This is a genomic window from Alloscardovia sp. HMSC034E08 (assembly GCF_001813415.1).
Taxonomy (GTDB): Bacteria; Actinomycetota; Actinomycetes; order Actinomycetales; family Bifidobacteriaceae; genus Alloscardovia; species Alloscardovia omnicolens.
This window is the reverse complement of the sequence record NZ_KV812468.1, coordinates 1,253,240-1,273,102: the sequence shown is the minus strand read 5'-3', so window position 1 is coordinate 1,273,102 and position 19,863 is coordinate 1,253,240. Positions and strand designations below refer to the sequence as shown.

At 44.5% G+C, this 19,863-nt stretch carries 16 protein-coding genes and 1 pseudogene; 2 read left to right on the top strand and 15 right to left on the bottom strand.

The genetic code is table 11. From position 1 onward, the window contains the following. Positions 1–26: 26 nt before the first annotated feature. The 7 genes from trxB to HMPREF2909_RS09535 form a co-directional block, all read right to left on the bottom strand. Positions 27–962: a thioredoxin-disulfide reductase gene (gene trxB / locus HMPREF2909_RS07050; protein WP_021617368.1), complete on the bottom strand. Its 936-nt coding sequence runs from the start codon at positions 960–962 to the stop codon at positions 27–29. 62 nt (positions 963–1,024) lie between these two features. Continuing rightward, positions 1,025–2,011 (bottom strand): D-alanine--D-alanine ligase family protein, encoded by a 987-nt coding sequence (locus tag HMPREF2909_RS07045; protein ID WP_071415726.1) that lies wholly within the window; start codon positions 2,009–2,011, stop codon positions 1,025–1,027. A gap of 20 nt (positions 2,012–2,031) precedes the next feature. Then, positions 2,032–3,351, bottom strand: a complete 1,320-nt coding sequence (locus HMPREF2909_RS07040) for an aminotransferase-like domain-containing protein (RefSeq protein WP_071415725.1) — start codon at positions 3,349–3,351, stop codon at positions 2,032–2,034. 8 nt (positions 3,352–3,359) lie between these two features. Then, entirely contained in the window at positions 3,360–5,507 is a 2,148-nt protein-coding gene (locus tag HMPREF2909_RS07035; protein ID WP_071415724.1) for a protein kinase family protein, read from the bottom strand. A 78-nt stretch (positions 5,508–5,585) separates the two neighbouring features. Further along, the gene (gene murJ, locus HMPREF2909_RS07030) at positions 5,586–7,304 is read right to left on the bottom strand and encodes a murein biosynthesis integral membrane protein MurJ (protein WP_071415723.1); all 1,719 of its coding nucleotides are present in this window, start codon (positions 7,302–7,304) and stop codon (positions 5,586–5,588) included. After that, complete coding sequence (locus HMPREF2909_RS07025) at positions 7,301–9,736, bottom strand: DUF6049 family protein (RefSeq protein WP_148130822.1); 2,436 nt, start codon at positions 9,734–9,736, stop codon at positions 7,301–7,303. Before HMPREF2909_RS07025 ends, murJ begins: the two co-directional genes overlap by 4 nt. A 3-nt stretch (positions 9,737–9,739) precedes the next feature. Then, entirely contained in the window at positions 9,740–10,753 is a 1,014-nt protein-coding gene (locus HMPREF2909_RS09535; RefSeq protein WP_373604539.1) for an NUDIX hydrolase, read from the bottom strand. A 190-nt stretch (positions 10,754–10,943) separates the two neighbouring features. Here HMPREF2909_RS09535 and HMPREF2909_RS07015 point away from each other — a divergent pair, with 190 nt between their 5' ends. Continuing rightward, positions 10,944–12,356 (top strand): CCA tRNA nucleotidyltransferase, encoded by a 1,413-nt coding sequence (locus HMPREF2909_RS07015; protein ID WP_021617375.1) that lies wholly within the window; start codon positions 10,944–10,946, stop codon positions 12,354–12,356. Positions 12,357–12,396: 40 nt separating this feature from the next. On the opposite strand, the gene HMPREF2909_RS07010 is transcribed toward HMPREF2909_RS07015, so the two are convergent. The 3 genes from HMPREF2909_RS07010 to HMPREF2909_RS07000 form a co-directional block, all read right to left on the bottom strand. After that, positions 12,397–13,014, bottom strand: a complete 618-nt coding sequence (locus tag HMPREF2909_RS07010) for a LytR C-terminal domain-containing protein (RefSeq protein ID WP_071415721.1) — start codon at positions 13,012–13,014, stop codon at positions 12,397–12,399. A gap of 67 nt (positions 13,015–13,081) precedes the next feature. After that, complete coding sequence (gene rsmA, locus HMPREF2909_RS07005) at positions 13,082–13,969, bottom strand: 16S rRNA (adenine(1518)-N(6)/adenine(1519)-N(6))-dimethyltransferase RsmA (RefSeq protein ID WP_071415720.1); 888 nt, start codon at positions 13,967–13,969, stop codon at positions 13,082–13,084. Between the two features lie 10 nt (positions 13,970–13,979). Beyond that, positions 13,980–15,416 (bottom strand): aggregation-promoting factor C-terminal-like domain-containing protein, encoded by a 1,437-nt coding sequence (locus tag HMPREF2909_RS07000; RefSeq protein ID WP_071415719.1) that lies wholly within the window; start codon positions 15,414–15,416, stop codon positions 13,980–13,982. A 728-nt stretch (positions 15,417–16,144) separates the two neighbouring features. Here HMPREF2909_RS07000 and HMPREF2909_RS09215 point away from each other — a divergent pair. Continuing rightward, entirely contained in the window at positions 16,145–16,300 is a 156-nt protein-coding gene (locus tag HMPREF2909_RS09215) for a hypothetical protein (RefSeq protein ID WP_168165275.1), read from the top strand. A gap of 49 nt (positions 16,301–16,349) precedes the next feature. Here the strand turns inward: HMPREF2909_RS09215 and HMPREF2909_RS06995 are convergent, their stop codons facing one another. The 5 genes and pseudogenes from HMPREF2909_RS06995 to HMPREF2909_RS06975 form a co-directional block, all read right to left on the bottom strand. Then, complete coding sequence (locus HMPREF2909_RS06995) at positions 16,350–17,135, bottom strand: MFS transporter (RefSeq protein ID WP_246815558.1); 786 nt, start codon at positions 17,133–17,135, stop codon at positions 16,350–16,352. A gap of 35 nt (positions 17,136–17,170) precedes the next feature. Next, positions 17,171–17,473 (bottom strand): annotated as a pseudogene (locus HMPREF2909_RS09530) (MFS transporter); the annotation flags it as partial. A 446-nt stretch (positions 17,474–17,919) separates the two neighbouring features. Next, entirely contained in the window at positions 17,920–18,393 is a 474-nt protein-coding gene (locus HMPREF2909_RS06985; protein ID WP_071415717.1) for a hypothetical protein, read from the bottom strand. 27 nt (positions 18,394–18,420) lie between these two features. Then, positions 18,421–19,149, bottom strand: a complete 729-nt coding sequence (locus HMPREF2909_RS09525; protein WP_071415716.1) for a carbohydrate binding domain-containing protein — start codon at positions 19,147–19,149, stop codon at positions 18,421–18,423. Between the two features lie 154 nt (positions 19,150–19,303). Continuing rightward, positions 19,304–19,786: a hypothetical protein gene (locus HMPREF2909_RS06975; protein ID WP_071415715.1), complete on the bottom strand. Its 483-nt coding sequence runs from the start codon at positions 19,784–19,786 to the stop codon at positions 19,304–19,306. Positions 19,787–19,863: the final 77 nt, after the last annotated feature.

The window sequence follows — 19,863 nt, the reverse complement described above, 5'->3', positions numbered from 1 at the left end:
GAGTGATGATCTCACTCCCCATAAGATTATTCGTGCTCAATAAGATAAGATTGAGCGTCTAAAGCAGCCTGGCAGCCAGATCCTGCGGCAACAATCGCTTGACGATAAACCTTATCTACAGCATCTCCAGCAGCAAAAATACCAGGAACAGATGTTGCTGTTCCAACTCCAGATGGCACAATATATCCTTCAGAATCGAGTTCAATAGCATCGCCTAAGAATCCTGATTGAGGAATGTGTCCAATAGCAATAAAGATTGCAGCAGTGTCGAGAGTAGATTCACTGCCATCAGCAGTATTGCGCAGACGAAGAGAGGTAACTCCACTGTCAGCAGACCCAACAATTTCTGTTACTTCTGTATTAGTAACAATAGAAATTTTGTCGTTATTACGCACCCGGTCAAGCATAACCTTTGATGCTCGGAACTCATCGCGACGATGAATAAGGGTTACTGAAGAACCATAGCGGGAGAGGAAGTCGGCTTCTTCCATTGCTGAATCGCCTCCACCCACAACCACAATTGGCTTGTCTTTAAAGAAGAAACCATCGCAGGTGGCGCAGTACGACACACCTCGTCCGCTGTATTCTTCTTCACCAGGAATGCCAAGATGACGGTAGCTGGCTCCCGTAGCTAAAATAACTGTACGAGATTCGTAGGTTTCACCCATATCTGTGTGTACTGTTTTAATATCACCGTTAAAATCAACAGATACAACATCGTCATACTCAACTTCTGCGCCGAACTTTTCTGCTTGTTCGCGCATATTTTCCATAAGATCTGATCCCATAATACCGTCAGGGAAGCCAGGGAAATTTTCTACTTCTGTAGTATTTACTAGCTGACCGCCAGGTGTAATAGCGCCGGCAATAACCAGTGGCTCATACCCAGCGCGGGCTAAGTACAGAGCAGCAGTATAACCTGCAGGACCTGAGCCGATAATAATAGCGTTACGAACAGTCATATTTCTCCTTTATATCTGTACAAGATATAACACGAACAAAAGAAGTTTATTGCTGTCTGGGCTTAGAGTGAAATGTCTGCATGAGGGACGTTGCGCTTTTGACTGATAACAGCGTCCAGCATGCGTGAATATAAATCAGATAAACCATACCCAGCAGCTACTGCTTGACGAGGCAAAATGGATACATCAGTCATGCCTGGAGTAACATTTGCTTCCAAGAATTGCGGAATACCGTTGGCATCAACAATAAAATCAACGCGCGTAATATCGCGCATACCCAGAACTTGGAAGGCAGTCAGCGCATCTTCTTTAACGCGGGTGAGAACGTCATCATCTACACGCGCGGGAATAATAAACTCAGTCGCTCCAGGAGTATAACGCTCAGAGTAATCATAAACGCCGCTCGGTGTGCTAATTTCCATAGGAGGAAGCGCAATAATCTCATTGCCGGTATCTAGAATAGAAACAGAGACCTCAGTTCCTTCAACATAGCGCTCAATAAGCGCGGTCTGATCGTATGCAAAGCAATCAACTAAAGCCTGAGGAAGAGATTCTGGTTCGCGAACAACCGTGCAGCCTAAAGCGCTGCCGCCCATATGAGGCTTCACAATAACGGGCATGCCAATCGACGAAACAATCAAATTAATAATGGACTTAACGCCCAACTCGCGGAAAATCTCCTGCGGCAGAGTAACCGAATGCGGGGTATTAATACCACCAATCTTGCGTACAATATTTTTCGCAATTGGTTTACTCCAAGCCAACATCGATGCCTTAGCCCGCGAACCGAGGTAAGGCAAATCGAGCATTTCCAGAATATCGCGCAAAGATCCATCTTCGCCGTAAGAACCGTGGAGCAGAGGCCACACTACATCTGGACGCGTGGAAGGGTCGAGGAGATAATCGATAAGAGATGTGTCAACATCGTGAATATCTACATCCCAACGGCCAGCGTCCTCAAGAAATCCTGCCACACGGTGGCTGGAGCTGAGAGAAATATCGCGCTCGTGGCTTAATCCACCGCATAAAATTGCTACGCGAGATGTCATGGTAAAACTCCTTCTAGTTCTTAGCCTTGTGTGGGATTGTTTGTAGTGTCGTGTGTTCGATTGCTTGCGGAGCCACTTGCACTACGAGCCGTACCAAACAGATTCACCGTAGCAAGCTCATCATCAACCACAGTTGAGAGGCGACGAATACCTTCAGTAATACGCTCTTCAGTTGGATAGCAGAAGCTCAAGCGCATATGGTCTGTTCCCTCATCGGTGTCGTAGAAAGCTGTTCCCGACACATATGCCACGCGCGCAGTAATAGCGTGAGGCAGCATCGACTTAGCGTTCAATCCCTCAGGAATTTTCAACCAAATATAGAAGCCGCCTTTTGGCTTATTCCACGAGCAATACGGCATATACGTGCGCAACGCCGAATCCATAGCTTCGCAACGCGATTTATACATGCTACGATATTCCTCAATCTGCTTTTTCCAATCGAAATTATCTAAATACGTGGAAATAGTCATCTGGCTCATATTTGAAGGGCTCAGAATCGAAGATTCATTAGCAAGCACCAACTTCTGGCGAATACCTGGAGGAGCAATCATCCATGCCACGCGCATACCAGGAGCAATAATCTTGGAGAAGCTACTCAAATACACCACATTGTCCGAATCCATAGAGCGCAAAGCAGGGTAGGTTTTATTCTTGAAAGATAGCAATCCATAAGGGTTGTCTTCTACCACAAGAACGTGATACTTGCGAGCAATCTCCAAAATACGTGGGCGACGCTCCACGCTCATGGTAACGCCTGCTGGGTTATGGAAATTCGGAACAGTGTAGAGGAACTTCACGCGCTTGCCTTGAGCAATAGCGCCTTGAATTGCTTCCTCAAAAGATTCAGGAATAAGACCATCTGCATCCATATGAGCGTTAATAACTTCAGTTTGGAAGCTCTTAAAAACGCCTAAAGCGCCCACATAGTTCGGATCTTCAGCAATAATCACATCGCCGGGATCGCACATAAGACGTGTAATTAAGTCTAGACCATTTTGAGAGCCGTTAGTAATAACCACATCGTCAGCTTGGGCATCAGTAATATTTTCCAAGCGCACAATATCTAAGATGCGCTCACGCAAGTGAGGGTCGCCTTGTGCAGAACCATACTGCCATGCATGAGTTCCTTGATCGCGTAACATCTTCGCTATGAGGTCGGCGAGTTCATCAAAAGGCAAATACTCGAGATATGGCATGCCACCAGCCAGCGAAACAACTTCCGGGCGGCTGGCAACGGCGAACAGTGCGCGAATTTCCGAGGCACGCATATCTTCAGCGCGCGAAGCATAGGATCCAAACCAAGGATCGTTTTTAATGACGTGAGCGGAATTGTGCGTCATAGCTGTCCTTAATAAAATGCGTAGTGAGTTAGTTTGATGATTTTCGGCAAGCTCGTTGCATCGCTTCCATCAATCCATACCACGAGCCTACTTGCTGTTACTGGTTTCTTCAAAATAACAGTCGAAACTTGTCCATTATCTGCAAAACTAAAGTGAGCAATTTCCGTTCCCGATGTAGGAAGGTTTGAGCTTGGATCAGGATCAGCATATACGTGCACCTGACCGCCGCCTGCAGCATTACCTATTTCGAGCTTCCAGAAGGTGGAAGGCTGATTGAAAGTGAAGTCGTATCCCCAAGCACGCATACCGTTTGGGCGGTTCAAGAACGTGTATCCTCGCGGAGTAATAGGCGTAGTATTAGTTGTTCCTGCTGGGGTAGGTAAAGAATTTACCTTTTTATTCTTTGGTAACTCAACAGCTTTGATTGCGCTGTCTTGGGTTGCGCCTTTTCCCTTTTGAGTTTTCTTTTGAGCTTTTTGAGCAGTTGATTTTTTCTGCTCGGACTTTTTTTCGCTCTTTTTCTGAGTAGCTTTATCTTGTGCAGCGTCTTTTTCAGATGGTTTTTTTGTGCTCTGTGAAGAGTTCTCAGAAGCAGTATCAGAAGAATCTTGTCCAGGGAATCGCACTTTTTCATGCTGAATTTGAGTCCATGGATCGTCTGCAGTACCAGGCGATACAGTTCCTACGCTTAAGGAGTAGAAAGCGATAGCAACTAAGGCGATAAGAATAACAGCAATAGTAATAAATGAAGCAATATGAGACTGGAAAAGCTGTGCCAACAGTTTTGCTGGCAATGGCTGCGCTTTACTTTCCGCTTTACTTCCTGAATTTTCCCCGCTTTGACTCTCTGCTTTACCAGCCCGCAAAGCCCGCTGAGATCTCTGTGATTCCTGCTGTTCAGTCTGCTCCTGCTGTGCACGATGAGGCTCAAAAACAGGTGGAAGAACCTGGGTTTGTGTAGAAAAATCAGTATCTACAGAGTCTAATGTTTCACGTGAAACATTAGACTGGGTAGCAGCTGCGCGAATCTCCAGAGTTCGCAATCCGGCAGTTTCGGTATCTTCATTCGCAAAGTCATTAAAATCATAAGGATCATAATGACGGTCGAGATTATGCTCATCCAGCTCGCCTAAAGCATGAAAAAGATCAGTCGATGTATCAGGGTGCGTAACATCCACAGATTTGCTACCGCCAAAAATCAGTTCTGATGCACTCCATTCAGGATGTTCATCTGCACTCTTTTTACTATCCGAATCTTTCAAAGAATCAGGAATGTCAGCAATAGCCGATGGCTCCACGTGCTTAAACACAGCTTGAGTAATAGAAGCAGCAGATTCAACGCTGTTCTCTAAATTAATATCGGCATGATCAGGGCTGTTTATCAGTTCCTTCAGCGGACGCGAGGAGTCAAGCAAAATATTTAGTTCTAAAAGCGTAACCAGCGGAACAGGCGTGCGGCCATTGTTGTCTGGTAAGCACAGACTACGCTCACAAATAAGCATTAAATCGTTTGGAATGTTCATCTCACGCAACATAGCGCGTCCACGAGTTGCTAAAACAGAACGATATGGAGTGCCGGTGAGCATCTGGAAAGCAAGAGCACCAATCTGGTAGACCATCACACTTTCCACGTCGTGATTGGTGGAACGGAATCGTGGAGCTGTTGGTGGCAAAAGCGCTGCTGAAACAGGGAAATTTGCTAACTGAACGCCACCCGTGGTTAAACGCACAGTTAAGTCATCGAGGCAATAATGAGCTTGCTGATGTTCATCCAAATCCTGGCAGATAGCAGTTACATCAGCAATAATCGAACGAATAGCCTGAAAACTTAAAGGAGAGTTCTCAGCAGAGGATACGTGGTCTGTGAGGTAATCGCGTAGCGTTGTTCCGCTATCTTCATCGGTAACAATAACGCAAATCTCTCCTTCTCTGTGCAAATGCAGAACAGGAACAAAACGAGGATCTTGCGACAATGCGAGGGTAGAGGCAGCTGTATTGACGCGCGAAATAATAGCGGAATTAGACACAAGAAACATATGGCATTCACGCTGCAAAGAATTATCATGCGTGCGCCACACGGATATGCCTGGTTCGTCGCGTAAGAGCTTCACCAAGCGGAAACGATTTAATACAATATCTCCGGTATTAAAATTCATTGTGTCTCTCTGTAAAAGTTATGCATACCTCTGTGACTATTTTAACGAGAGTACCGTTCAAAACCGAGTAAAAAATCACTATTTTGTGGAGGAACTGTTAGAGCTTTGAGAAGAACTTAATCGCTCAAGAATTCGAGACACAACTGAATAGCGGTCGAGACGAAGACGACGAGCTACGGTAGCCACATTATCGCTGAATTCAGGTGTGCGAGTCAGTAGTAAAATCAGCGAAAAAGCAAGCGCTCCCGCAACTGTTGACGCCAAGCAGATAAGAACGGCAATAAGCCATGCAGTCTTATCATGAGCAGACTCAACAGTAAAGCGCAGAACCTTGCTTAAGCCATGCGAAGTCATCCATGCTGCCAAGAAAGTAATGCAACTAGCTAGAGCAATTTTTATATGTGTGACGGTGAAGTGCCCAATATGAAAAGCTGTTCCGAAACGCTTGTACAGCATAACGAGCAGAACAGGAAGGCACATCATATAACTGATACTTACTGCATATCCCAACATAGCTGTTTGATGCTGAGGAGGAACCCATAGCCACGTGGCAATCTGAATAAGAAACTGTATACCGCTTTGAATGGCAGCAATGATAAAAGGACTTTTACCATCTTCGAAAGCATAAAATGAACGCTGAGCCAGCAAAACGAGCGAGGTAAAAGGAAGGCAGAACGTAAGAGCAAATAAAATGGGGCTAATCAAACTCATTTGATAACCATCAATAGATGGCAGGAAAACTGCTGTTAGAGGGAACGAAATAGCCAGCATAACTGACGTGAAGAAGCACATAATCAAACTGCTGGAAATCATAGCCGTGCTTAAAATATGGGCGGCGGTATCTGTGTGATCCTCAGAAATATGATGCGACATGCGAGGAAAAATCGCTGTAGCAATAGAAACAGCGAACAAGGAGTACGGCAAAATATAGATGGTCATTGCGTTTTGATACGAACCGTTGCCTGCAACGCCATATAAATCACCGGCAGCTAGAGGTGCACCAGAGGCAATGCGCGTAATAAGAATGGAGGTGATTTGGATCATAATAGTAATGCCCAAACTCCATACGGCTACGCTTCCCATGGAACGCAAACCAATTCCACGAACTCCCCATGCAAAGCTAAAACGGTAGCCGCTGCGCAGAAGAGGAATAAAGAGGAGGAGGGCTTGCAAAGCCACGCCTGCAGTCCATGCTCCTGCAGTTAAGGTAATCTTGTCGGCAGTCCAAAACTCCAAAGGCTGACGCGAGGCATTGCCAAAAATCACTAAAAATGCAATAAAACCGGCGCAACTGACCACATTTGCAGCTACGGAACTCCATGCATACATGCCGAACTTATCTTTGGCTGCCAAAATTTGGCCCAAAACCGTGTATAAACCGTAGAAGAAAATCTGAGGCGTACACCATAAAGTAAAGGCATTAGCTAAAGCGCGTTGAGGACCAGACCATTCTGAGCTGAGAAAAAGAGAAGTAATCAGATGCGTGCTCGCCATAATTGCAGCCGTCATGCCCAGCAAAATGACCATGCTTAACGTGACGAGCTTATCAAGCTGCTCCTTGGAATTTTCGGACTTCAAAGTTCGCACAATCTGTGGTACTAAAATCGCGTTAAACAGGCCGCCGGAAATAAGAGTATAAACAACCTGAGGAACGGTTGATCCGGTCTGATACGCATTCGCAGCAATTCCCGTTGTTCCCAGAGCAGCCGCCAATAAGATAGAACGAATCATGCCGGTTAAGCGAGATGCTAGGGTACCGGACGCCATAATCAGAGAATTTTTGCCCACTGAACTCATGCGTTATGTCCTTTTCGTGTGATTTGACGTTTTGCGCCAAGAATGGCGAGAACTACGGATAATCCGAAAATGGCGTAGCCTGCGTTATCTAAAATGGTGAAAGAGCTGATAATTTTAATGGTTTTGCGCTCGCCTATTTGAGTGGCTGTTTGAGTACTATTGTGGGAGCTGCTTTGAGAATCTGAGTCCGCTGGGTTTTCTCCTGATGAGTTTTCTTCCTCTGAGTCTTGTGCTTCCGCGCTATCTGGCGTGGTTAAATATACTGCATATTCAGTGCTCCATCCCGAAATTGCGCGCACCGGAAGAATAACTTGTTGCTCGGAATGTGCGTCAACAAGAACATCTTTTTTACCGGAAATAACTACTTCAGAGCTCACTTTTTCTGATGACTTCGTGGCGATATTCAGTTTGAGCGCTACAGGAAGTTTATTCGATACGGTTACTGGCAAACTAGCTGTTTCGCTGACTACATGGAGAGATTGAGGCACAGAAATACTCACGCTATTGACCAGATTATTGGTAACGGTTGTCATAGCTGTGAGGGCTGCGCTCGTATGAGAGTCTTCGCTATAGCTACTAATAGAAGCACTGGAGAGCGCTTGAACAGCATAACTATTTGCCAGAGTATTTACTGTTTCTCGCCAACTGCCAAATTCTTCTTTCGATAATGTATGGTCACGATTTGCTGTGCCATTAGCTAAATCTTGTGGATTGCGAGATTTCTTGTCTTTCTTTTCTAATTCAGCGCTGCTGACCACGCTACTGAAAAGAGTATCTAAACGCACTGTATTCTTCTGAATGGACTGCGCAATAGAGTGCAAAGAGGTTTTCGTAGTCTCGTTTGCACCGGAAGCAGATGCAATAAAATCAGCTACTTCACTCTGGCTATACGCGGACTGAGCGTTCATCAGCGCATTCATATCGCTCAGCTGCGCCCACGATGCTGAAGATAACGCGCTCATCAGCGAATGCATATAGGAGATATGATCCGCATCAAAACTTTGTGCAGGATCAGCTGCATTAATCAACACAGTTCTGTGCTCATACGGAGCTTGGGTTTCGTAAAAAGCAGTCTGAGCAATAAAGCGGTTAATAAGACCGGCAGTAGATTGCTCTGCTACGGCATTACTCGATGTGGGGCGTCCTTGGGCAAGAGTGCTCAGCTCTTTTTGAGCAATTAGCACCTTCATATCGCTGCCATCCACGGATGTCTGAGCAACCGAATTATGTACAGCGCCATCTACTGTAGAGTTAAAACCATCAGTTGCCATAACAGTGCTATACCCAAGTTTTTGTGCACTTTTTAGAGCATCAGCGGACCATCCAGCAAGACCGTCGAGGGCAAGAGAAGGTGTGCTTGAGGTTGCGTTATCGCCCTGAGATTGCGCTGTTTGATTTGATTGCGCTGTTTGGTTCGCCCGAGCAAGTTGACTTGCTGGCAAAGCATCAATAAGTTGCGTGTTTGAGAGAGCAGTAATATCGATACCTGAGTTTTGGATTATTGCAGCGGGATTGAGATGATAGTCCGCGCGTGCAAGAGTAGAGAGATTATTATCGGTTAGAAGTTGTAACTGAGGATGCTGTGCAAGAAGACCAGACAGTGCAGATAATGTTGTTGATGCGCAGGATGTGCGAGAAGCAGTATTCGTATCGCTGAGTTTAATTGCACTGTTAAGCAGGTTCTGCGTTGTGGTGCGTGCATCTTGGTTAAGAAGAGATGATTGAGAACATGAAGTAATAGATGCTGTACTGACTGGCAAAGCTACTACAAAATTGATTGCTGGCAGATTTTGTGTGTAGGTTCCTGCATTTGAGCGCGTGACAAAAGTGTGTACCGTATCGCTTAACTCTCCGTTTGACGATATATAGTTGACTAACAGAGGTTTTGCGCCCCACGTGGTCATTGCTACTAATGCTGAATTTGTTGGTTCAAGCTTCACATTCACCTGTGTGGACTCACCAGCATCGAGAGCAGGAACAGAAACCTGAGCTAGGGTTAGCGCTGTACGAAGTTTTAATTCTCCCTGCGCCCACTTATCCATATAATCGCTACTCAAAAAATCATAACTGGGAGCAGTTGAGAGGCTTACTGTTCCTTCAGGTACGCGCTCATGCGAGGTATTAGTTACCGTAAAACGTGCGGTATACCCGGAATCTGACGTAATAATACTGCTTGCAGAATCAATGCTTAATGTACGTGATGATTGAGCAGCAGAGGTTTTACTGGCTGCTGCAGCCACAGGCAAGGACGTCGTAATGCCTGCGCTCTTCGCCGTATCAGCGCCTGCGCTAGGATGAGTGCCCATGCTCAGCGTGCCGCCAAGAGCGCAACTAAGGGCTATGCTGGTTGTAGTTAATATACACCTGCGCAGAAAAGTCGAGCAGGAGTAGCGAGAACTATGGTCATGCTGAGCATTGTTATATGCAGTCATGTATTAGGATTCTTTCCTATGTTTTTTGGCGTATAGCCACACAATACGGCGTTCATTCGGATAGCTCAAAACATCCGTCAAATCGTCAAACTTAACCCATGTAGCGTCTTCTGCTTCGTGATCTGGATCGCCTTCAACAGTGAGGTATCCTCCCACCATGCGCAATGCATAATGATGCACTAATTTATGAATACGCTGCGAATCACCAGTAAACCAGTAGTCAATTGTGGCGATGGAATCGGTTACTTCGCCCAAAATACCGGTTTCTTCATGAATTTCACGCACAGCGGTCTGGTCAGGCGTTTCGCCCTTCTCAATATGTCCCTTAGGTAAGCACCATTCAAGATGTCCTGAGCGGGAATGACGCGCAATAATTGCTACGCGGTCATGCTCGTCAAATACTAAACCGCCAGCAGAATATTCACGCACCACAGGCAAGTCACGGTTATCTAGGGAAGCGAAACTTGTTGGTGCATCCTTACGACGTTTTGCCATAATTGCCGGAGTAGGCACGTTGTGAGTTCTTAACTGTAGTTCTTCAGATAGCTTTTCTAAAGCCTGCTTAACGGATGCGTTACCTCTGAGCGCTGTGCCGAACTCGCTGAAATCACGTTCAGCTGTAGCGGGATTGTTCAGCGTGTTTCGATCGTTTTGATTGTTTCTATCGTTTCTATCGTTAGTCTCGCTATCCTTGTTTCCCTCATCGCTCTTGCTATGCACTACGTGTGGCGATGGTATCTGAGATGACGTGCTGTACAGCGGAACAATTGAACTTGATATGCTCGTAAAGCGCGAGATAGTAGTGCCGGTATTGAGTTCAAGATCGTATTCTGCGCGGTATTCCTCATCTTCCATAAAATATCCGCTGGAGTAATGCGAGGAAAAAGCAATCTCAATATGCGCAGAATTATTTCCACCATTCTCAGACGAAGATTGATCGCGTGAGCTCTTGTTTTGAGCATCAGAACGTGCTAATTTTTGGGCAGACTCAATAGCAGCGCGGGCGCGCTGTCTCATGCGATTCACATCTGCCGGGGTAATCATATCTACCAGTCTACTTGCCACCGTGTGCATGATGAGTAATGATTATGGTTACGGTGCGCTAAAATCTATGTCAGGCGTGTAATTGCGTGCCACTTCGCGGATTTTTTCGCGAAACGCCGAAAGTTTACAGCCTAACACTATATATGAGGTAGAAAGGATAGTCGTGGATCTGAGTGTTTCACCTATTGCAATTGAATTGGGCGAACTGTTTGAATCGCACGGCTTCGAATTGGCTTTGGTTGGCGGACCAGTACGAGATTTGTTACTTAACCGCCCTGCACATGATTTAGACTTCTGCACATCGGCTCTGCCCGAACAGATGGAGCCCTTGCTCAAAAAGTGGGGCGATGGTTTTTGGGATATGGGTCGTAAATTTGGTACTTTAGGAGCTGTAAAGAGGACCGCGGACGGTCAGGAATATAGTGTTGAAGTAACCACGTATCGCAGCGATGAGTATGAGAGCGATTCGCGTAAACCTTCAGTCAGTTACGGTAAAACGTTAGAAGGCGATTTATCGCGTCGAGATTTTACGGTTAATGCCATGGCTATTCGTGTGCCGCACCTCGAATTTGTGGATCCTTTTGATGGTCGCCGCGATTTAGACCGAAAAATTTTGCGTACGCCTGTTGAACCTGAACAGTCTTTTGATGATGATCCTTTGCGCATGATGCGTGCCGTGCGTTTTGTGGCGCAGCTGGGCTTCCGTATTGGATTAGATACTGCAGAAGCTTTGGCAGATATGGCTCCTCGTATAGAGATTGTATCTGCAGAACGTGTGCGCGATGAGTTATGCAAATTACTGTTATCCGATAATCCTCGTGCTGGTTTAGAGGCTTTGGTCGATTCAGGTTTGGCTGATTTTGTTCTTCCTGAATTACCTGATTTAGAGCTGGAAATAGATGAGCATCACCGTCATAAAGATGTGTATGATCACACCTTGCAAGTGCTGGATAGAGCAATAGCTTTAGAAACTGATGAGGAAGGACCTGTTCCTGCTCCTGATTTAACTTTGCGTTTGGCTGCTTTGATGCATGATGTGGGTAAGCCTCGCACGCGCAAGTTTGAACCGAACGGCAAAGTAAGTTTTATGCATCACGATGTGGTGGGAGCGAAAATGACAAAGAAGCGTATGCGCGCTTTGCATTTTGACAATCATCTTATTGCTGATGTGAGCGCTTTAGTGCAGTTACATTTGCGTTTCCATGGATATGTAGATGAGCCATGGACTGATGCTGCTGTGCGTCGCTACGTAAAAGATGCAGGACATTTATATCATCGTTTGAATCGTCTTACACGTGCTGATGCAACCACGCAAAATAAAGCAAAAGAAAAAATGTTTGCTCATGCCATGGACGAGCTTGAAGAGCGTGTGATTGAGCTGAAGAAAAAAGAGGACTTTGAAGCTATCCGTCCGGATCTTAACGGTGACGATATTATGCGCATTTTGGGATTAACTCCTGGACCAGAAGTAGGGAAGGCATATAAGCATATGCTTGATTACCGTTTAGATAATGGTCCAGTTGATTATGATGTAGCTGTTGAAGAGCTTCAACGCTGGTACGCAGACAATAAATAAAAAGAAGGGGATTTGTGTAAACAAATCCCCTTCACCGTATTTATGCAGCTTGATGTTCCTGAGCTTGAGGCACATCTTTGAGCTGTGCAGCACCCTCACAGTTCGTTAAGGATTCAATCTTAGAGCCTGCTTTAGGTACCTTTTTCGTATCAATCAAATCATCGAAAGAAGATCCCACAATAACATCAATAAGATTATCTTCGCGATTATCCATGCGCAAAATAGCATCATTGAAGTTGGTAGCAAGCGTATATGCCTGAGTAATAGAGTTTTTGCCAAAACGAATTTCAGTGCGTTCTAGCACACTAGAGGAATCAAAATCACCCACACCTTGCAAATTGAAACCGCGGTTATGAAGTTCCTCACTTACAGCAGTAGCCAAACCAGTTTTATTGGTGCCGTTGAGCACGCGCACTGTTATTTCTGACGGATTCATAGTGACAGAATCTTTAACAGCACATGCAGTAACTACACCAAAGTTTGTTGCTGCTGTTGTTGTCTTCTTTTTTGAAGATGAGAAAGAGCCAAAAGCTCCAATTAAGGAAATGATAAGAACAACAACTAAGAAACCAATTGTTGCACTTAAAATCATACGCTGACGTGCGCGAAGATAAAGCTTGCGCTGTTCGCGTTCGGTATTAATCGTGCTGTCGGCCATTTTTCCTCCGTCTACTCTCCAGCTATTCTATACGCACACCGAGCCTAAAACCTCTATGCATGTGGAATTAGGAATGTTTCACGTGAAACATTCGAGATGCACTGGCTAAGCGGATAAAATCATCAATAGTTAAGGTTTCTCCTCGACGAGTTGAATCAATCTGTGCAGATTCGAAAGCTTCATCAGATACAGTTTTCTTCAATACAGCGCGTAAAGTTTTACGACGCTGACTAAAAGCAGCATCAATCAGATTAAAAACATCGCCGCGTAACTCAGGGTCTCGAGGACTTTCCGTGCTGTGGGAATCATCATAACGATGGAATTCTACGAGAGCAGAGTCAACATGAGGAGCTGGCCAAAACACATTGCGACCAATAACTCCGGCAGGACTTGACAAACCGTACCATGCAAGTTTTACGCTAGGCACGCCGTAGACCTTGTTTCCCGGTTGAGCACACAGGCGGTCTGCAACTTCTTTTTGAACCATAACCACAAAAGACTCAATATTGGTAAAGCGCTCAAGTAGAGTAAGAATAATTGGAGTAGCTACGTTATATGGAAGATTGGCAACAAGAGTAAGAGGAGTGCTCAGATCTATAGCTGTATTGTCTGGAGTAGCTTTGAGCGCATCCATCTCAATAACGCGCAAACGCTCAGAAGCGGCAGGCATATATGTAGCGACGGTATGAGGTAAACGTTCAGCCACAGGAGTGTCAATCTCAATAGCCGTAACATGAGCTCCTGTTTCGAGTAAACCCAAGGTGAGAGACCCTAAACCAGGACCAACCTCCAGAACTTTTGAATCCGCAGTTACGCCTGCTGTGCGTACAATTTTGCGCACAGTACCCGGATCAATCACAAAGTTTTGACCGAACTTTTTTGTTGGCGAAATACCGGCTTCAGCAGCTATGGCGCGAATATCGGAGGCACCTAATAATCCTGTTGTTTCATTCATAATCTTGATTTTAATACCATCCTGTTTTATAGCTATGCTGCTGGGCACCTAATGGACTGCCGTATCGCTTAGCAATATAGTTCAGACCCCAATTAATTTGAATTGCTGCATCGTCACGCCAGTTTGCGCCATATGTAGCCATTTTGTTGCCAGGAAGAGACTGAGGAATGCCATATGCTCCAGAAGAACGATTTTCTGCATTCCATCGCCATCCTGATTCGCGGTTCCACAGCCATACTAAAGCATTCCAATTATCGCCTGTCCAGCCGTATTGAGCGGCTGCAGCTTGAGCATAGGCCTGGGCTTGGGCAGGGGTTGGATGCCATAAACCGCTTTGAGCTTGTTGTTGAGCCTGTTGCTGTGCTTGCTGTTGTGCTGCTTGTTCCTGAGCCTTGCGCTGAGCTTCAGCTTCGGCAGCTTTACGTGCAGCTTCTTGAGCTGCTGCTGCCGCTGCAGCCTGACGAGCAGCTTCTTCTTGCTTGGCTTTATCTTGATCAGCTTTGTTTTGATCAGTTTTATTTTGATTAGCTGAGGAAGATTGATCTGAATTTTGCTGATTATTCTGAGTATTGCTCTCAGCTTTAGGCTCTTCCTTCTTTTTTGCACCTACATGAATAATTTCTTCTTGAGGCTCTTGGGTTACGGCTTCACTCGTAACTTCACTAGATTCAACCTGACCATCAGCCAAAGTGTTATGCAGGTTTTGGGTTTTCTTACCATTTATGCCCTGCTGAACAAATTCCTGCTTACCTTCTTCTAAAGAATCATCTTTTACTGTTCGCGTGGTAAAAGGAATCTCAACTTCACGAGTAGAATCTGAATACGTAACTCGCACAACGCGCAAAATCGTATCGTTACCATCTTGTTCAACAGAAACGCGGTCATGCTGACCTACAGAAATACCTTGAGCATCTAAAATAGCAGCAGCAGGAACTTTTCCGTCTACGGCATCGCTTGTGTGACCATCAGCAATAACTTTAACTGTTCCTTGGGCGTTAATAATTAACCCACCAGTCAGTTTGTTATAAATATTTGAGATAGAAACAGTTACTTTTACGGCATTTTTTTCGTTCTGCTTAAAAAGTCTGAGCAGCTCGTCCGCACTTTTTGCGTACGTCCAGAAACCGACCGGCTGACCGTCAATCATAACAGTAACTTCGTAAGCGCTACGCACCTGAACATGCGCATTATCTATTAAACGCTCTCCGGAAGTTGATTTTACAAAATCATGTGTTTTAACTTTAACGTTTTCCTGAGAAAGTAAACCGTCAACGGTTAAAGCGAGGGTATTCACATGCGTTGTTTTGCCGTTAACAGTTAGAGCTACGGATTTATACGTGCCAATAAAGAAAGAGCTGATGCAGATAGCGGCACACACACTTGAGGTGATGGCAATGCGCCAACGTCTACGTGTAATAAAACGTTTGGGAGTCCAACGAAGTGCCATCTTTCCCCTTGTTTCTCTGTATTATCTCGCAAATCTAATGTTTACAACCATAGTAGATATACGTATTTGCTGGAAGATAAGCGTAAAGAAGTTGACGAGAAATTCATATTTGGTACTGCGATCTATGCCTTGGGCAGAGAACTTGAATTGAAATTGCTCGTCATGTAATTGAATGTTTCACGTGAAACGTGCGAGGGTGTTGAAGGGTGAGGTTTGCGAGAAAAATCTGTGGGATGAGTTAAAGAAAAACCAATAATAATTGAAAATATGAAAAACATCACAGTAAGTATGGATGTGTGTGCATAGCTAAAAGACATGCCATTGAGTAAAGTAATTGATTTCTTACGACAGTGCTTAAAGCCTGTAAATACAACATTTTTGAGTGATGGGAAGCCGTGTGAAGTAGTCACGTTTTCTGCGGGCAGTGTATTAATGAACTCACGACTTGCATCGCGTAATGTGCTCTACATCACATTATGTTGTTAAAACTGGCGTTTCGTGGTGCGACAGTGTTCCTCAACAGTGCTACACCGCACATTTGGAATTCCGAAGAGAAGGAAAGAAGAGGGTAACAGCACTAGTTAGTAACTATATGACCTAATGCGTGATGGCCTCTTGAGAAGACTCCACCATGTTTTACTTCATATCTTTGGTTGTTCGTGTAACCGCATGTAACTGAGGTGAATAACTACATTCGAGTGCAATTCGTTCAGAAAAAAGGTGAAGCTATGGGCTTCGTTATTATGATTTTATTTGCTCTAGTAGGAGTTGTTCTGCTTATTGTGGGAGCACTGCGTGCGAAGAATAATCCGAAAGTACTATGGTTAGTTGGCTTAGGATTGATTTTTATTGCTGCTGCCATTTGGCTAGCATGGTCGAAGTAAGGGCTTGAGGGGGGTATGTTTCACGTGAAACATACCCCTTTAGTTTGTATTACCATTCCTTCGGTTTCTTAAACGAAAGAATCCCTGTTTTTCCTAACGTCCATAGGATATAAGATCCAAGTCCTAGTACAGTAATGTAAAGAGTATGTGTTTCGCCGATGATGGTTGCGCAAAATCCGCCTGCAATTGCTCTAATAGGCTCAGCAATTAACGCAATCATGCGTTCTGCGGAACTTACTTGTCCAAGAATATTTTCTGGTGTAATCACTTGCTTAATTGATTCTCCCAGAATAATGCTGACAGTTACAGCAAAACTCCACAGGAATTGAGAGAAACAAACAGAAATAAGAACAATGAAGTGTTGCGCAGTAAAGAGCGATGATAGTGGTACGAACATAGCGGCAATCGAGGGAAGAGCAAGCGAGTAGATATACAGAGGCTCTGATGGGAGATGAAAGATAATTTTTCCTGTTGCTGCTGCACTTACAATTCCAGCGATACCGCTGAAAGTAGCTGCTAAACCAACTTCAGTGGCGTTCATATGAAGATTATGAATAGTAAAGACGTAATAAACTGCAAAGAAAGCCGAAGTGAAGAAATTAAACTGTCCTGCTGATAATGCTATAGATCGAATAACACCATGAGAAAAGACATAGGAAAAACCATTTCTATAGTCACTGTCTGAAGAAGTATCTGTTTGCTCCTCCTCTATAATCTGTTCATATAGTCCTGATTCTTTCTTAGACCAAATATTAATAAAAACAAGTAATGAACTGACAATATATGATACGAAGTCAAATAAGAGAGAAAAGGCTGCTCCTGCAACATGGAAAATCCCACCGCCAATACTCGGTCCGTGCCTTCACCAACAGCATTGGCACCTTCAATGAGAGAATTAGCATGAGGAATGCGATTTTTGGGAACAAGAGCAACAGTGTATCCTGTTCGGGAAATATCAAACCCAAGAGTCACAATTCCAATAATGAGCATGAGCAGTATTAAAGAGATAAAAGAAATAAAATGGAAATAGAGTAGTGCGAAAAGAACTGCGGTGGATACAGCTCCAATGAGATTGGAAGCAAGCATAGTTTTATCCGGACCGATTCTATCGCATAAAGTTCCAATTTGAATGCCGAAAATAGCTGCTGCTACTGATTCAGCAGCAGTGAGAATTCACACCTCAAAAGATGAACAATGTAATGTGATTACTGCAATTAATGGGATGACGATTGCGGTTGCGTTACTTCCTGTAATAGATACAAGGTGACCAGCGAGAACGCGGGTAAAACAGGAGAAATAAGTGAGTTTTTTAGTTTGTTAATCATGATATTTTTATCTGAGTGGTGCATGAGGTAGTCATTCTTCTATCAAATTCATTTTATGTCATTGAACAACTGTGCATAGTACCGCTCTGTCTGTTACGAATTGATTGTTGTCTTATTGGTAGGAATGGTAATTTTTATATCGTTTATTTTCCTATAGTGGTGTTTTGTAATGGAAAACTGATGCGATGGATGTAGCGATTCCTTGATATAAATTCCAATAAAAAAGTTTCCTTCAGCATTAATGAAGCTGAAGGAAACTTTCTATTTATCTCAATGTTTCACGTGAAACATTGATTATTTTGTTTTCTTACGCATAGCATATATACCAAGTGATGCAATAGCTAGAGCACACGCAGCTATAATCAGCGTCATAATATTCACACCAGCGTGAGCAAGAGCTTTAACCGAACTGTCTGCCTTGCGGTCGGCTACCTGCTTGCCAGGCTGTGCAGGTTTCTTGACACCATTCTTTTGCTCATTTGTGTCAGGCTTCTCGTTGTCTGAAGGTGATGAGGTATTCTCATCATTCTTCTCCACAATAGGACAGGTCTGTGCACCTTGACGAGTGGCATCTTCACCTTCTGTAGATACAGGCGTGGTCTCCTCTGCTGGAGTTTCAGCTGTCGGTGCAGGGGAACTTTCTTCAGCTTTCTCAGAAGGAATAAGAGATAGCTCTCCAAGACCAAATGCGATACTTGAGTTTTCAGAATTCTGCTGGCTAGAAGCAACAACTATTTCCTTAATGGTTTTCAAATCATCGGAGGTCATTGTTTTATCCTTATTGGCATCATCTGGTCATGACTGAACAAGAGCAGGATTATTTAATAACGGGATATCGATGGTCTTCCAGCCTTCAAAATCAAATTTAATATCGGTATGGAAGTATACTCCGGTCGAGGTGCCAATCTGTAAGCCAATTGCATTGCCTGAATTGTCTCCTCGCACCTTTGCATGAAGCGTTCCTTGTCCGCGCCAATTATTTAGCTCTTTGTTATCTCCAATATAGCGTGCCGCATCGTACCAGCCGTCCTTGCTGAAGTCATAAGCGAATTCCAGTGCTTTTTCGCCTTCTTTTTCACCCTCAACTAGGTTGAGAACTTCAGTGTGCTGACGATTACCCCATGCCGAACGCAATGCATCGGTATCGCTGTACGAGCTGAAATCATCCAGAAGTAATGGCTTCACTTCTTCATTTTCTTCTGTGGATTCTTCAGGAGTATAAGGCTCGCGCTCGCCGGTTAGCTTCACAGAATCAATCGGTAATGTGCCGCTACGAGGTAAAGTTTCTCCGTTGTCGTTCACGTACAGTGTGAAGGACCCCACAGAGCTGAGTAATTCTGGGGTAAGCTTGCGTCCTGCATTTGCTGTATCCCACGAAGATGGAGCGAAATCATCAAATGCGAGGTTAAGAGTTTTTGATTCCTTCGCTTTGAGGGATGGATAAGCTTCAAAAGTAACTCCGCCAGCATTAATCTGTACTACGAACTTTTGGTCAGATCCGTCTGATTGCAGGAACATAGACATGGCAGAATATCCTGACCAGTTGCGACGAGGGGAGAAGGAGTGCGCATAGCCGTTATAATCTGGGCTTGCGTTGAAGTCGTAGTGCAGGCTTAAGGCTTTGTTCTCGCCTCCCTGCGGGGCATCTACGAGGTCAATATTGTTGCGCGATGTGTGATTAGGCGAGTATACGATTTCGTAAATCGGCTACTGAATCGTATGAATTAAAAGTGTCAACAACATCAACTGGATCAGTAGGTTTTGCACCTGCAATCACGTGAATTGTTCCTGCTGTATTTCCTGAAGCGTCCGCAATGTCAGGAATAGTCTTGCTGTTTGTGTATGTGAGTTCAGGCGTAATATTTAAGCGAGACTGATCAAGAGAAATTCCGTAATCGTCGAGGTTGAGTGTAGCTTGGAAATATCCGTTACATGTGTAAGTGAGCGGAAGACGTATATCATTGATGTCATCTTTGCTAACAATAACAGCTGCAGACTTAAGATTGATTAGTGACGAGTCAATATTTTCGGTTTTAACGCGGATAACAGTTTGAGAGTTTGTTAAGCGCGTGCCATCTGCAGGAGTAACAACGCGGACTGTTTGGTTACCTTGATTGACCGAATATGTGCGTGAGAAATCAACATTCTTTGCTGAAGCCATTGCTGCTGAATTGCTTTGAGCAAATTCTTTGAACTCTGCTTCACCGTCTGAACCATGCCAAGGAGTATAGGACTGGA

Coding starts and splice junctions, on each gene's coding strand:
- rsmA (WP_071415720.1), bottom strand. CDS start 13,969: ATGAATGAAACAACAGGATTATTAGGTGCCTCCGATATTCGCGCCATA.
- HMPREF2909_RS07010 (WP_071415721.1), bottom strand. CDS start 13,014: ATGGCCGACAGCACGATTAATACCGAACGCGAACAGCGCAAGCTTTAT.
- HMPREF2909_RS07000 (WP_071415719.1), bottom strand. CDS start 15,416: ATGGCACTTCGTTGGACTCCCAAACGTTTTATTACACGTAGACGTTGG.
- HMPREF2909_RS09535 (WP_373604539.1), bottom strand. CDS start 10,753: ATGAGACAGCGCGCCCGCGCTGCTATTGAGTCTGCCCAAAAATTAGCA.
- murJ (WP_071415723.1), bottom strand. CDS start 7,304: ATGAGTTCAGTGGGCAAAAATTCTCTGATTATGGCGTCCGGTACCCTA.
- HMPREF2909_RS06975 (WP_071415715.1), bottom strand. CDS start 19,786: ATGGCTTCAGCAAAGAATGTTGATTTCTCACGCACATATTCGGTCAAT.
- HMPREF2909_RS07025 (WP_148130822.1), bottom strand. CDS start 9,736: ATGACTGCATATAACAATGCTCAGCATGACCATAGTTCTCGCTACTCC.
- trxB (WP_021617368.1), bottom strand. CDS start 962: ATGACTGTTCGTAACGCTATTATTATCGGCTCAGGTCCTGCAGGTTAT.
- HMPREF2909_RS09215 (WP_168165275.1), top strand. CDS start 16,145: ATGGGCTTCGTTATTATGATTTTATTTGCTCTAGTAGGAGTTGTTCTG.
- HMPREF2909_RS07045 (WP_071415726.1), bottom strand. CDS start 2,011: ATGACATCTCGCGTAGCAATTTTATGCGGTGGATTAAGCCACGAGCGC.
- HMPREF2909_RS06985 (WP_071415717.1), bottom strand. CDS start 18,393: ATGACCTCCGATGATTTGAAAACCATTAAGGAAATAGTTGTTGCTTCT.
- HMPREF2909_RS07040 (WP_071415725.1), bottom strand. CDS start 3,351: ATGACGCACAATTCCGCTCACGTCATTAAAAACGATCCTTGGTTTGGA.
- HMPREF2909_RS09525 (WP_071415716.1), bottom strand. CDS start 19,149: ATGTCTATGTTCCTGCAATCAGACGGATCTGACCAAAAGTTCGTAGTA.
- HMPREF2909_RS07035 (WP_071415724.1), bottom strand. CDS start 5,507: ATGAATTTTAATACCGGAGATATTGTATTAAATCGTTTCCGCTTGGTG.